Origin of the sequence: Cryobacterium sp. M25 (assembly GCF_002929635.1) — a bacterium.
In the GTDB taxonomy this organism is placed as follows: Bacteria; Actinomycetota; Actinomycetes; order Actinomycetales; family Microbacteriaceae; genus Cryobacterium; species Cryobacterium sandaracinum.
The window spans coordinates 13,954-27,064 of record NZ_PJJU01000043.1 but is presented as its reverse complement, the minus strand read 5'-3'; the positions used below and the strand labels follow the sequence as shown (position 1 = coordinate 27,064).

Below are 13,111 nucleotides of genomic sequence, written 5' to 3'. Positions count from 1 at the left end.
GTTTTGCGGCTTTCTAGTCGTGCTGGGAAATGCCGAGCGGGACTCCACGGGTTTCCTTCACCACGGAGACCGCGACGAAGGAGATCGTGGCCAGCACCATGATGTAGATGCCGATCGACGGTGACCAGGCGGTCTCGTCCAGCAGCAGCTGCGCGATCAGGGGAGCGAACGCCCCACCGAGGATGGCACCCATGGCGTAGCCGATGGACACGCCCGAGTAGCGTACCTGAGCCGGGAACATCTCCGCGTAGAGCGCCGCCTGTGGACCGTACGAGAAGCCGAGCCCGCTGGCCAGCACGACGAGCGCTACCGTGAACCAGAGGATCTCGCCGGTGTCGATCAGCAGGAACATCGGGATGGCCCAGAGGAACAACCAGGCGTAGCCGAACTGGAACGTGCGGATGCGCCCGATCTTGTCGGACAGGATGCCGCCGATCATCGTCGACGCGAGCCAGAACGCGGCGGCGATGGTGCTGGCCAGCAGCACGGGGGAGCGTTCCATGCCCAGGCCGCCGGCCTCGACCGGCTTGGTGGCGTAGGAGGAGAAGAACGCGATCAACAGGTAGCCGGCGGCGTTGTTGGCGATGAAGATCAGGGCGGTCAGGATGACCTGGCGCCAGTGGCCGCGGAAGAGCTGGCGGAGGGGGGCGGCCGATTCCTTCTTGCGATCCTGCATCTCCTTGAAGACGGGGCTCTCGTCGACCGAGCGGCGAATGATGAAGCCGACCACGATAAGCAGCACCGAGACGAGGAACGGGATGCGCCAGCCCCAGGCGAGGAAGGCCTCCTCGCTCATCGTGCTGGTCACCAGGAGCATGACGCCGGTGGCGAGGATGAGCCCGGTCGGCACGCCGATCTGCGGGTACGCGCCGAAGAATCCGCGCTTGTTGACCGGGGCGTGCTCAACCGACATCAGGGCGGCACCGCCCCATTCCCCGCCAGCCGAGAAGCCCTGCAGGATGCGCAGCACGATCAGCAGGATCGGCGCCCAGACGCCGATCTGCTCGAAGGTCGGCAGGAGGCCGATCAGTGCCGTGGCCGCGCCCATGATGACGAGGGTCAGCACGAGCATGGCCTTGCGGCCGAGGCGGTCACCGAGGTGGCCGGCCACGACCGCGCCCAGCGGGCGGAAGAGGAAGCTGATGCCGAGGGAGGCCCAGGCCACGAGCTGCGCCAGACCGGCGTTGTCGTTGGCGAGCGGGGCGAAGTACAGCCCGGCCAGCACGAGGCCGGCGGCCTGCGCGTAGATGAAGAAGTCGTACCACTCGATGGTGGTGCCCACCATGGTGCCGGCGAGGACCCGGCGTTCCTCGTGTCGTTTCGCGGCGGTCGCTTTCGCGGCGCTCGTTCGGTCGGTCGTCAATGCCATGGAATACCCCTTTGTATTTCCCTGTGTGGTGCTGGAATCGTGCGATCTCGAAACGGTATCACAAATCGTATATTATCTACAGTGGTAGGAACGGGGTCGACCGGGGGGGGCCTGGATGGTGCCGCCGTCTCGTGGTCCGGATGCCGCCGTGCGCCGGGCCGGCTGCCGGCGCCCGGTCGGTGGCGCCCGGTCGGTCGGCGGCGCCCGGTCGAAGCGCCCGCGTCTGGCCCGGTGTGGCGGCAATTAGCGCAGGTCGGCTGCAATTACAGCCGCGGCCGTCACGAGACGCGCGCCGATCGCGGCGTCACTCTGCCCGGTGCCGAGGTAGACGACCGCCAGAGCCGCCGGTGCCTCGCCGGGCACGACCAGCGGCACCGCCACGGAGGCCAGCCCCGGAATGACCTCGTCATGACTGGTGGCGAAGCCGCGTGCGCGCACGTCGGCGGCTTCGTCGCGGCGGGCGCCCTCGCCGAGGTTCACCCACTGGGTCGCCGTGAGCAGGGACTGGATGGCGATCCCGGGTGCACCCCGGCCGAGCGGATGCCGCGTGCCGGGGCGCTGCGCGACCGTGGCGTGCGCCTGTCGCGGTTCCACGCTGACCAGAGTGACGACCTCCGCCCGGTCCAGCACGGTCACGAAGGCTGTCATCCCCAACTCGTTCGCGACGCTCGTCAGCTCGGGCAGCGCCGCGGCCTGCAGACCGCGGGAGACACCGCGGGCGAGCGCGGCCATCCGTGGGCCGAGGCGTACGGCGCCCGCGGCATCCCGGATCACGACCCCATGGTCCTCCAACGTGCGCAATATTCGGTAGGCGATCGAGCGGTGCACGCCGAGGGCGGCGGCCACGTCGGCAATGGTCAGGGCCTCGTCGGCGTCGGCGAGAATCTCGAGCACGCGGATGCCGCGCGACAGGGTCTGCGAATGCGGCGCACCGTTCGGGCCGTTGGCACTGGGCCCGCTGGGCTTGCTCTGCTCGCTCATCCCGTTACCCCGCTCATTGACGTCGACACGGTGCCATTCTCGCATTCGTGGTTTAGGGCCCGCGGTCGCCCCAGGAGCTATGCACTCGGAGTGTGTGTGTGTGTGTGTGTGTGTGTGTGTGTGTGTGTGCGCGTGTGTGTGTGGCCAACTCAGGAGATTCGGGTGGGGCGCGGCATCCGTCGCCCGGACCAGTGCGGGGAGCGGGGGGTGCTGCGGCGCGTCTCCTGAGTTGGCCACATCACCGTGTCGGCGCGCCCGCGCGCGAGGGTTCCCGGTCCTCGGGTCCGAATCCTCCTCGTGCATATCTCCTGCAAATTGTGGGGGGCCGCATCGCGCCCCCGTCCGGGTCTTTCGGCGGCCCGGGCCGGCGCCCCCACCAGAGTGCAGAAGTTATGCCGGGTTCGCGGAGGCTAACTCAGGAGTTCCGGAATCGGGGCGGCCGATTCGGCACGGGCCAGTGCGGACCCGTGCGCCACAGGTGCGGGATGGTGGTTTCGCCGCGGTGAATCTCCTGAGTTAGCCACACGGAACGCTGTCGCCTCGCATCCGTGCGCTGACAGGCAAGACCCACGGGGGAGACCGGCCTATCGTGAGCCGAAATGACCGCGATCTGGGTGTCCGTGTGCCTGGTCGCCGCCGTCGCGGCGTCCGGCCTGGGAGCGGCGTGCGCGCTCGCCGGGCTCCGGGATGCCGGGCCGCGCCCTGGTCGCGGCTCCCACCATGGTCGTCATGATCGTCTCGTGCGCCGACATGGTGCTGCCGGGCGTGCAGCTGCTCGGCTCCTTGGCCTGGGCGGGGCTCCTGGTCGGGGCGGCGCTGCTGGCCCTGCTTGACCGGCGGCACCGCATGCCCGCCGCGCATCACGCCGTATCGCTGTTGCTGACGTCCGTAATGTGGGTCGCGATGCTGCCGGCGGCGTCGACTGAGGCTACGGCGGCTTCGGTCGGCTCGGTCGCGGTGGCCGGCGCTGGCGCCGGAACCAGTGCCACGGCTAGTGCCACGGCTAGTGCCACGGCTGCCGCTGCGCCCGCTGCCGCTGCGCCCGCTGTCGCCGGGACCGCTGTGGGAAACGGCGCCCATGCCGGGCACGAGCGGGCGATCACCGACGGCGGAACGCTGCCGGCCCGGCTTGTGGTACTGCTGGCTGCGGCATCCGTTGCCCTTGCGGCCAGCGCCGTGCGGTCGGCGCGCCGCCCGACCGGGTCGGGGGTCGAGCCGGCCACGCTCCGACTGGAGTCGGCCCAGCACCTGAGTATGGCGCTGGCGATGACGTTGATGGCTGCGGGGATGTTCCTGCCGCTGACCGGTTGCTGACGGATGCCGGGCACCCCCTGGCCGGGAGGAATCCGCAGCCATGATCTCACCATCACACGACCCGGCCGATAGCACAGTGCCGCCAGGACCGATCACACAGGACCGGTCACACGGGACCATGCCGACACGTCGAGCGGTGCGGCTAACTCAGGAGATGCGCCGCCGCATCCGTTGGATCGCCGCACTGGTCCGGGTGCCGGCTGCCGTCCGCCGCCCGGATCTCCTGAGTTAGCCCCAGGGCGCAACCCTTACCGGTACATAACTCCTGCAAATCGTGGCCCGGCCGAAGCCGTTGCCTGTGCTCCGGGGGCCGTGAATCCGCTACCGGCGGGGCCACTCGGGCGCCGGGGCACCCAGGCTGTCCGTGCCCGCCGGGCGGATGAACGGTGCGGCTAACTCTGGAGATGCGCCGCGGCATCCGTGGGATCGCCGCACTGGTCCGGGTGCCGGCTGCCGTCCGCCGCCCAGATCTCCTGAGTTAGCCCCGAGGCGGCCCGCATCCAGCCACCCGCCCCCGCATCCAGCCACCCGCCCCCGCCCCGCGATTAGACTGATCGGGTGCCCGTCATCGAGATCAGCGACCTCAGCGATCCGCGGCTTGCGGACTACGCCCATCTCACCGATGTGGCACTGAAAAAGGCGCGCGGCACCGAACACGGCCTGTATATAGCCGAATCGGCATTGGTTCTCGAGCGGGCCCTGCGCGCCGGACACCGGCCGCGGTCGGTGCTCACACTCGGCAACACCGCCCCGGAGGCCCGCGCCCTCGTCGGCGAGGACGTGCCGGTCTTCGTCGGCCCGGGGGCGCTTCTCGCCGAGCTCACCGGCTACGTGCTGCACCGCGGCGTGATCGCCTCGATGCACCGGCCCGAGCTGCCCGACCCGGAGTCGCTACTCGCCGGCGCCCGCCGCATCGTGATCCTCGAGAATGTGTCCGACCCCACGAACGTCGGCGCGATCTTCCGCTCCGCCGGGGCCATCGGCGCCGACGCGATCCTGGTCACACCGCACTGCTCCGACCCCTTCTACCGTCGCGCCATCCGCGTCTCGATGGGCACCGTGCTGCAGGTGCCCTGGACCCGCGTCGGCGACTGGCCGAGTACCCGCGCGCTGCTCACTCGGCACGGTTTCCACCTCGCCGCGCTCGCCCTGACAACGGATGCCGTGAGCCTGCGCGACTTCCCCGGGCACGAGCACGAGCGGCTGGCGCTGCTGCTCGGCGCGGAGGGTGAGGGGCTCACCCCGGACGCATTGGCGGCCTCCGACACCGTGGTGCAGATCCCGATGAAGCACGGCATCGACTCCCTCAACGTGGCCGCCGCCAGCGCCGTCGCGATGTGGGCGCTCTCGGGCTGACGCCCCGCCTGCCACACCCGAACCTGCACGGCTCACCGCCGCACGCCACACCCGCACGTCCCTGTCCTGCCGTGTTTGTGGCCAACTCAGGAGATACGTCGGCCGCGTTCTGTTAGCCCCCGGACCAGTGCGGCGGAATCCGCCGGACGACGGCTTCCCCACCGGATCTCCTGAGTTAGCCCCACGCGCGGCCCGTACCCCACGCGCAGCCCGCAGCCCACACGCGCTCCCCGCTCCGCGCCGCGGTGGCACCGGAAGCCTAGGCTGAGGTCATGAGCAACGAGGCTGTCATTGTCGATGTCGTGCGCACCGCGTCGGGTCGAGGCAAACCGGGCGGCGCCCTCTCGGGCGTGCACCCCGCGGACCTGCTGGCCGGGGTGCTAAGCGAACTGGTCACCCGCAACGGGCTCGATCCCGCGCTCGTCGACGACGTGATCGGCGGCTGCGTCAGCCAGGTCGGCGAGCAGGGCTACAACGTGACCCGCACCGCCCTGCTCAGCGCGGGTTTTCCCGACTCGGTGCCCGGCGCGACCATCGACCGGCAGTGCGGATCCAGCCAGCAGGCGGCCACGTTCGCCGCGCAGGGCGTGATGGCCGGCAGCTACGACATCGTCATCGCCTGCGGCGTCGAATCGATGAGCCGCGTGCCGCTGGGCTCGTCGCTCGGCACGGCCCAGAGCCCGCAGAACCAGCAAGGCGGGCAGAGCCACCAGAACCAGCAGAGCGGACAGATCCCGAATCCGCACGGCACGCTGATGCGCGACCGCTACCCCGACGGGCTCGTCAACCAGGGCGTCTCGGCCGAGCTGATGAACCAGAAGTGGAAACTGGGCCGCGGCGAACTGGATGCCTTCGCCGCCCGCTCGCACCGACTCGCCGCGGCCGCCGCCGAACGCGGCGATTTCGACGGCGAACTGCGGCCGACGACTCTGCGGGACGGCCGGGTCGTGGCCGCCGACGAGACCATCCGCCCCGGCACCACCCTCGATTCCCTGGCCGCCCTGCCTCCGGCGTTCCGCACCGACGCCCTCGCCGCCCGCTTCCCGAAACTCGACTGGCACATCACCGCCGGCAACTCGTCGCCGCTCACCGACGGCGCCTCCGCGGCTCTGATCATGAGCGCCAAACGCGCCGCCCAGCTCGGCCTCAACCCGCGCGCCCGGTTCCACAGCTTCGCGGTGACCGGAAGCGACCCGCTCTTGATGCTCACGGGCGTGATCCCGGCGACCCGGCGCATCCTGGAGCGCTCCGGTCTCAGCATCGACGACCTCGACGCCTACGAGGTCAACGAGGCGTTTGCCACCGTGCCGCTGGTCTGGCTGCGCGAACTCGGCGCCGACCCGGCCCTGCTCAATCCGCGCGGCGGGGCCATCGCTCTCGGCCACGCGCTCGGCTCCTCGGGCACCCGGCTCCTCGGCACCCTGCTCAACCACCTCGAACTGACCGGCGGCCGCTGGGGCCTGCAGACCATGTGCGAGGGCGGCGGCATGGCCAACGCCACCATCATCGAACGGCTCTGAGATGCGCGTCGACGGATGCTCCGCCCTCGTCACCGGAGCCGCCTCCGGCCTCGGGCTGGCCACCGCCACCGCCCTGGCCCACGCTGGGGCAGCGGTCGTGCTGCTCGACCTGCCCGGCACCAGTGGGGAGCAGGCGGCGGTCGTGATCGGCGGCCGGGCGTGTTTCGTGCCGGGTGACGTCACCCGCACCGAGGACGTGCAGGCCGCCGTCGACGCCGCCGCCGCGATCGCCCCGCTGCGCATCGTGGTCAACTGTGCCGGCATCGCCCCCGGCCAGCGCACCGTCGACCGCACCGGGGCCCCGCTGCCGCTGGACGACTTCGACCGGGTCATTCGCATCAACCTCGTCGGCACGTATAACGTGATCCGGCTGGCCGCGGCCGCCATGCAGGCTACCGACCCGGTCGGTGGCACGGACGGAGCCCCCGGGACGAACGGCACGGACGGCACCCCCGGCACGATCGACCAGACGGCCGGCACCGTCCCGGAGCGCGGTGTGATCGTGAACACGGCATCTGTCGCAGCCTTCGACGGGCAGATCGGTCAGGCGGCCTATGCCGCCTCGAAGGGCGGCGTCGCCGCGATGACCCTGCCGCTCGCCCGCGAATTCGCCCGATCGTTGATCCGGGTGGTGGCGATCGCGCCCGGCATCTTCGACACCCCGCTGCTTCAGGGGCTCCCCGAGAACGTGCGCGAGTCCCTCGCGGCGCAGGTTCCACACCCTTCCCGGCTCGGCAACCCGGCCGCGTTCGCCGCGCTCGTGCGGCACATCGTCGAAAACCCGATGCTCAACGGCGACACCATCCGGCTCGACGGCGCCATCCGGATGCCGCCCCGCTGACCGGGGCCGAGCCTGTGTATTCCCCTGCGGCCCCGACGACGCCAATTTCTTTAGGGTAGGCTTACCTAAAAGCACTGTGGGTCATGCCCGCACGACAGTAGGGACGCAACACGATGATCTTGACACGCCGCTGGGCACTGCTTACCGCTATCGGAACGGCGGCCCTGCTCGGGGTGACCGGGTGCAGCGCACCCGAGGAATCCAGTCCTGGTGCTACCGACGCTTCCACCCCGTCGGGTTCGATCACGGTCTACAACGCCCAGCACGAGGAACTGACCCAGGCCTGGGCCGACGAATTCACCGCGGAGACCGGCGTCACCGTCACGCTCCGCAACGGCGACGACTCGGAACTCGGCAACCAGCTCGTGCAGGAAGGCGCCGCGTCGAAGGCCGACGTGTTCCTCACCGAGAACTCGCCCGCGATCAGCCTCGTCGACAAGGCCGGCCTGTTCGCCCCGGTCGACGACGCCACGCTGGCCCAAGTTCCCAAGCAGTTCCAGCCGTCCACCGGCACCTGGACCGGCATTGCCGCCCGCTCGACCGTGTTCGCCTACAACCCGAGCATGATCAGCGCGGGCGAACTGCCGGCCTCGCTGCTCGACCTCGCCGACCCGGCCTGGGCCGGCCGCTGGGCCGCGTCGCCCTCCGGCGCCGACTTCCAAGCCATCGTCAGTGCGCTCCTCGAGCTCAAGGGCGAAGCCGCAACGAGCGACTGGCTCGCGGCCATGAAGGAGAACGCGGTCGTCTATAAAGGCAACAGCACCGTGATGAAGGCCGTCAACGCGGGTGAGATCCCCGGCGGCGTGATCTACCACTACTACTGGTTCGCAGACCAGGCCGGTACGGGCGAGAACAGCTCCAGCACCCAGATGCACTACTTCAAGAACCAGGATCCCGGTGCGTTCGTCAGCGTCTCCGGCGGCGGAGTGCTGGAGACCAGCGCGAACCCCGTGGCCGCTCAGGCGTTCCTCGCTTTCATCACCGGCAAGGCCGGCCAGGAAATCCTGAAGACCGGCACCTCGTTCGAGTACCCCGTTTCCGACGCGGTCGACGCGAACCCCGCGATGGTGCCGCTTCGCGAACTCGACGCCCCCGTCATCGACCCGTCCAAACTCAACAGCACCAAGGTCACCGATCTGATGACCGAGGCCGGTTTCCTCTAGGCTGAAACTGGTGATACCTGCAGCCCCCTCGACCGCGAAACCGGCGCCCGACCCGTCGGACACCGGTCGCGGAGCCGTCGCCGAAACCGGCGCAACGGGGCTTGCGGGGCGCACGGATGCCGCCGGCCGGGTCGGCAAACGACCGTCACCATTCATCGTGGCGGCCGCCGTCACCGTGTCCGTGCTCGGGCTGCTGCCGCTGGGCTACGTCATCGTCACCGGTATCCTGACCGGTTGGCCGACCCTCTCGGCGCTCGTGTTCCGGCCGCGGGTCGGCGAACTGCTCCTGAACACGATCGGGCTGGTCGTGATCACCGTGCCGCTGACCGCGGCGATCGGGGTGGCCGCCGCCTGGCTGGTCGGCCGCACCTCCCTGCGCGGCCACCGGGTGTTCGCCGTGCTCCTGGCGACGCCGCTCGCGGTGCCGGCCTTCGTCAACAGCTACGGCTGGGTAAGCGCCGTACCCTCCTTGAACGGGCTCTGGTCCGGGGTTCTGATCGCCACCCTGTCGTACTTCCCGTTGGTCTACCTGCCCTGCGTCGCCGCGCTCCGTCGGCTGGACCCCACGGTCGAAGAGGCAGCAGAGTCGCTCGGCAGCGGTGCCTGGGGCGTCTTCTTCCGCGTCATCCTGCCCCAGTTGCGGCTGCCGATCCTCGGGGGCGCCCTGCTGGTAGGGCTGCACCTGCTCTCCGAATACGGCGCGTTCGCGATGATCCGCTTTGACACCTTCACCACCGCCATCGTGGAGCAGTACCGGTCCACGTTCAACGGCCCCGCGGCCAACGCCCTCGCCGGCGTTCTCGTGCTGCTGTGCCTGTTCCTGTTGATCGGGGAGTCCGGTGCCCGCGGACGCTCCCGGTACGCCCGCATCGGCTCGGGTGTGGCCCGGGTCACGCCGCGGCGCTCCCTCCGCGCCTTCACGCCGGTCGGCTACCTGTTCCTCGGTGGGCTGTTCGCACTCGCGATCGGAGTCCCGTTCTGGAGCGTCATCCGCTGGCTCTACCAGGGCGGCGCAATCGTGTGGACCGATGCCGTGCTGGTCCAGGCCCTGCTGCAGACCGTGGGCTACGGCCTCGTCGGCGCCGCGGTCACCTGTGTACTCGCGTTCCCGATCGCGTTCCTCGCGGTGCGCTACCCGAGCCGGCTGTCCCGCGGCCTCGAATCGGTCAACTACCTCACCAGTTCCCTCCCTGGGATCGTCACGGCCCTCGCGTTGGTGACCATCAGCATCCGTTTCGTGCAGCCGCTCTACCAGACCACCGTGCTGGTGATCGTGACGTACTTGCTGATGTTCCTGCCGCGCGCGCTGGTGAACCTCCGGGCCGGGCTCGCACAGGTTCCGGTCGGACTGGAGGAGGCGGCCCGGTCGCTCGGCAAGCATCCGTTCGCCGCGTTCCTCGGTGTCACCACCCGCTTCTTCGCGCCCTCGGCCCTGGCCGCGGGGGCGCTCGTGTTCCTCGGCATCGTCACCGAGCTGACCGCTACGCTGCTGCTGGCCCCGAGCGGCACCCGCACCCTCGCGATCCAGTTCTGGTCGAAGGTGAACGACATCAACTACGTCGGCGCCGCGCCCTACGCCCTGCTGATGATCGTGCTGAGCCTGCCGGTCACCTACCTGCTGTTCGCCCGCTCCCGGCTGACGAGCGTGTCATGACCGCCGCCATCGAACTGTCCGGGGTCAACAAGAGCTTCGGCAGCACCCGTATCCTCGAGGACATCGCCCTCTCGGTGCCGGAGGGTAGCCGCACGGTCGTGGTCGGCTCGTCCGGGTCGGGCAAGACCACCCTGCTGCGCCTGATCAGCGGCTTCGAGCTGCCCGACTCGGGCACCATCAGCGTGCTCGGTCGCACCGTGGCCGCCCCGGGCGCGGCCGTGGCCGCGCATCGGCGCGGGATCGGCTTCGTCGCGCAGGACGGCGCCCTGTTCCCGCACCTCACCGTGGGGCAGAACATCGCGTTCGGCCTCGGCCCGGCGCTCCGCGGCGGCACCCGCAAGCAACGCGCCCGTGCCGTGAGCGAGCTGCTCGAGATGGTGTCGCTGAGGCCCGACTTCGCCGCCCGCCGCCCCGACGAACTGTCCGGCGGCCAGCAGCAGCGCGTGGCCCTGGCGCGGGCCCTCGCCCGCCAGCCGCGGGTGATGCTCCTCGACGAACCGTTCTCCTCCCTCGATGCCGGACTGCGGGCGGCAACCCGCGACATCGTCGCCGAAACGCTGGAGCGCGCCGGCATCACCACGGTGCTCGTCACCCACGACCAGGCGGAGGCGATGAGCTTCGCCCACCAGCTCGCGGTGCTCCGCGACGGCAACCTCTGCCAGGTCGGGCCGCCGCGCGAGGTCTACTGGCGCCCCGTCGACCTGTTCACGGCGCGGTTCCTCGGCGACGCGGTCGTGCTGCCGGCCACCATCTCGGACGGCTTCGCCGCCTGCGCGCTGGGCACAGTCGCCGTCGCCCCCACCAACCTGCGCGGCGACGCCTGCATCATGCTGCGCCCGGAGCAGATCATGGTCGAGCACTGCGAGTCCGGAGGGGCGGATGCCGCCGCCTCCTGTACCGGCCAGGTCGAAGCGGTCGATTTCTACGGGCCCGAGGTGCAGCTGGCGGTGCGCCTGTTCTGCGTGGGCGCCCCGGCGCCCGGTTTCCCCCAGAGCCCCGGAACGCAGAGCCCCGGAACGCAGAGCCCCGGGACGCTGGTGCACGTAAGGCAGCACGGCACGATGGGCACCGTCGTGGGCAGCCGGGTCAGCCTCACCGCCCGTGGCACCGCCACCGCGTTCGCCGCCCGCCCCTGACCCTCGCCCTGCCGCCCGTCGGGCCGCTCCGTCGGGCCCTGGCCCTCGCCGTGCCGCCCGTCGGGCCCTGTCCGCACCGAGCGGGCGCTGTTCATCACAGACGGAGCGCCGTGTCCGGTATCGAACCAATTCGACGAAGACGAAGACGGAAACGAAGACGACTTCGGCGACGGATGACCCGACGACGGTGGGGCGGATGACCCGACGACGTAAGTGGCTCAGCGCCAGGATCCCCACTACTCCGCGGCGTGCGCCTCGAGGAACTCGTAGACCTCGGTGTCGTCGACGCCGGGGAAGGTGCCGCTGGGCAGCGGCGACAGCACGTGCGCGTGCAGCCGGGCGCTCGGCCAGGCCTTGCCGGCCCAGCGCGAGGAGACCTCGGAGGCCGGGCGGCGACAGCAGGACTCGTCCGGGCAGCGGGACACCGCCCGCTGCGTGGTCTCCCGGCCGCGGAACCACTTGGCCTGCACGAAGGGCACGCCGACGCTGATCGAGAACTCGCCGGCATCCGTCGCCCCGGTCTGGGTGGCGCACCAGAAGGTGCCGGCCGGCGTGTCGGTGTACTGGTAGAACTCGGTGGTGCGGTTGGTGTGGGTGAAGGCGCTGCGGGCGCTCCACTGCTTGCAGACGAACTGGCCCTCGATTGAGCCGGTCACGTCGGCCGGCAGGGGAAGGTCGTCGTTCTCGTAGCCCTTCTGCAGGGCGCCGTCGCCGGTGACGCGCAGGAAGTGCAGCGGCATGTCCAGGTGCGAGGTGGCCAGGTTCGTCAGTCGCAGCGCCGCGGCCTCGTGGGTCACCCCGAAGGCGTCGCGGAAGTCCTCGACCGAGAGCTCGCGTTCGCGCTTGGCGTGGGAGAGGAACGCGACGGATGCCGCCTGCGGCATCAGGCAGGCGGCCGCGAAGTAGTTGATCTGCAGCCTCTGCCAGAGGAACTCGGCGTAGCTGCCCGGCCGCTCGTGGCCGAGCAGCCGGTGCCCCATGGCCTGCAGCGCCATCGAGCGCAAGCCGTGACCGCCGGGGATCGACGCCGGCGGCAGGTAGATGCGGTGATTGACCAGGTCGGTGACCGACCGGGTCGAGCCGGGCAGGTCATTGACGTAGATGAGGTTGAAGCCGAGCTGCTCGGCCATCACGCTGACCTCCCGGTGGGTGAGAGCGCCCGACACATGCCCGGATGCCCGCACTCGGTCCTCGGCGAGCTGCTCGATGTCGGGCATGAAATTATCTTGTTCGCGCATCCGTTCGCGCAGTTCCGTGTTCGCGCGGCGGGCCTCTTCCGGCGTGGCGATGGCTTCGCTGGCGCGGCGGGCGAGTTCGCGGTGCAGACCGAGAAGGGACTCGAGCGCCGCCATCGGCATGCCCTTGGTCATCTTCACCCGCGGCAGGCCGAGGGCGCCGTAGAGCGGATTACGCTGCGCGCGCTCCAACTCGATCTCGAGTGCGGCCCGCGTGTTCGGCGCTTCGTTTTTGAGCAGGTCGGTGAGCTCCACGTCGACGGCGGTGGCAATGTCCTGCAACGTCGACAGCTTGGGGGAGCGGCGGCCGTTCTCGATCAGGGAGAGCTGGCTCCCGGCCATGCCGACCTGCTCGCCGAGCTGGTCGAGCGTGAAGCCGCGCTCGGCCCGGAAATGACGGATACGGAGTCCCAGGGTGATCAGATCAGCGGCACGTGTCGACATTCCTTAACGATAACGAAAGATTCGCTGTTCTTAACCTGAGCACTTCCGGCACCGGTGGCATCGGTGGATCATTGTGGAGAGGGAGGGCGTATTTGCGT

General features: G+C 70.1%; 10 protein-coding genes. 7 read left to right on the top strand and 3 right to left on the bottom strand.

The window, feature by feature from the left end:
• Nucleotides 1-13: 13 nt before the first annotated feature.
• A complete protein-coding gene (locus CXY81_RS05145; RefSeq protein WP_104170805.1) occupies nucleotides 14-1,369 on the bottom strand; it encodes an MFS transporter in 1,356 nt (451 codons plus the stop codon).
• Nucleotides 1,370-1,612: 243 nt separating this feature from the next.
• Nucleotides 1,613-2,350 (bottom strand): IclR family transcriptional regulator, encoded by a 738-nt coding sequence (locus CXY81_RS05140; protein ID WP_104170806.1) that lies wholly within the window; start codon nucleotides 2,348-2,350, stop codon nucleotides 1,613-1,615.
• A 687-nt stretch (nucleotides 2,351-3,037) separates the two neighbouring features.
• Between CXY81_RS05140 and CXY81_RS05135 the strand changes: the two genes are divergently transcribed.
• The 7 genes from CXY81_RS05135 to CXY81_RS05105 all read left to right on the top strand — a co-directional run bounded on the left by CXY81_RS05135 (nucleotide 3,038) and on the right by CXY81_RS05105 (nucleotide 11,334).
• Nucleotides 3,038-3,664, top strand: a complete 627-nt coding sequence (locus CXY81_RS05135) for a hypothetical protein (protein ID WP_104194194.1) — start codon at nucleotides 3,038-3,040, stop codon at nucleotides 3,662-3,664.
• 558 nt (nucleotides 3,665-4,222) lie between these two features.
• Nucleotides 4,223-5,020, top strand: coding sequence for an RNA methyltransferase (locus CXY81_RS05130; protein ID WP_104194193.1), 798 nt, complete (start codon nucleotides 4,223-4,225; stop codon nucleotides 5,018-5,020).
• 272 nt (nucleotides 5,021-5,292) lie between these two features.
• A complete protein-coding gene (locus CXY81_RS05125; protein ID WP_104194192.1) occupies nucleotides 5,293-6,540 on the top strand; it encodes a thiolase family protein in 1,248 nt (415 codons plus the stop codon).
• Between the two features lies 1 nt (nucleotide 6,541).
• Nucleotides 6,542-7,381 (top strand): SDR family NAD(P)-dependent oxidoreductase, encoded by an 840-nt coding sequence (locus CXY81_RS05120; RefSeq protein ID WP_104194191.1) that lies wholly within the window; start codon nucleotides 6,542-6,544, stop codon nucleotides 7,379-7,381.
• A 113-nt stretch (nucleotides 7,382-7,494) separates the two neighbouring features.
• A complete protein-coding gene (locus CXY81_RS05115; protein WP_104194190.1) occupies nucleotides 7,495-8,544 on the top strand; it encodes an iron ABC transporter substrate-binding protein in 1,050 nt (349 codons plus the stop codon).
• Between the two features lie 157 nt (nucleotides 8,545-8,701).
• Nucleotides 8,702-10,198 (top strand): ABC transporter permease, encoded by a 1,497-nt coding sequence (locus CXY81_RS05110; protein WP_369828342.1) that lies wholly within the window; start codon nucleotides 8,702-8,704, stop codon nucleotides 10,196-10,198.
• Entirely contained in the window at nucleotides 10,195-11,334 is a 1,140-nt protein-coding gene (locus tag CXY81_RS05105) for an ABC transporter ATP-binding protein (protein WP_104194189.1), read from the top strand. Before CXY81_RS05110 ends, CXY81_RS05105 begins: the two co-directional genes overlap by 4 nt.
• A 236-nt stretch (nucleotides 11,335-11,570) precedes the next feature.
• On the opposite strand, the gene CXY81_RS05100 is transcribed toward CXY81_RS05105, so the two are convergent.
• Nucleotides 11,571-13,013 carry a helix-turn-helix domain-containing protein gene (locus CXY81_RS05100; RefSeq protein ID WP_104194188.1) on the bottom strand — a complete coding sequence of 481 codons (1,443 nt, stop codon included), beginning with the start codon at nucleotides 13,011-13,013 and terminating at the stop codon, nucleotides 11,571-11,573.
• Between the last annotated feature and the right edge of the window lie 98 nt (nucleotides 13,014-13,111).

Excerpts from the sequence above, each read along its gene's own strand:
- CXY81_RS05145 (WP_104170805.1), bottom strand. The coding sequence starts at position 1,369 with ATGGCATTGACGACCGACCGAACGAGCGCCGCGAAAGCGACCGCCGCG.
- CXY81_RS05125 (WP_104194192.1), top strand. The coding sequence starts at position 5,293 with ATGAGCAACGAGGCTGTCATTGTCGATGTCGTGCGCACCGCGTCGGGT.
- CXY81_RS05120 (WP_104194191.1), top strand. The coding sequence starts at position 6,542 with ATGCGCGTCGACGGATGCTCCGCCCTCGTCACCGGAGCCGCCTCCGGC.
- CXY81_RS05105 (WP_104194189.1), top strand. The coding sequence starts at position 10,195 with ATGACCGCCGCCATCGAACTGTCCGGGGTCAACAAGAGCTTCGGCAGC.
- CXY81_RS05135 (WP_104194194.1), top strand. The coding sequence starts at position 3,038 with ATGCCGGGCCGCGCCCTGGTCGCGGCTCCCACCATGGTCGTCATGATC.
- CXY81_RS05100 (WP_104194188.1), bottom strand. The coding sequence starts at position 13,013 with ATGTCGACACGTGCCGCTGATCTGATCACCCTGGGACTCCGTATCCGT.
- CXY81_RS05140 (WP_104170806.1), bottom strand. The coding sequence starts at position 2,350 with ATGAGCGAGCAGAGCAAGCCCAGCGGGCCCAGTGCCAACGGCCCGAAC.
- CXY81_RS05115 (WP_104194190.1), top strand. The coding sequence starts at position 7,495 with ATGATCTTGACACGCCGCTGGGCACTGCTTACCGCTATCGGAACGGCG.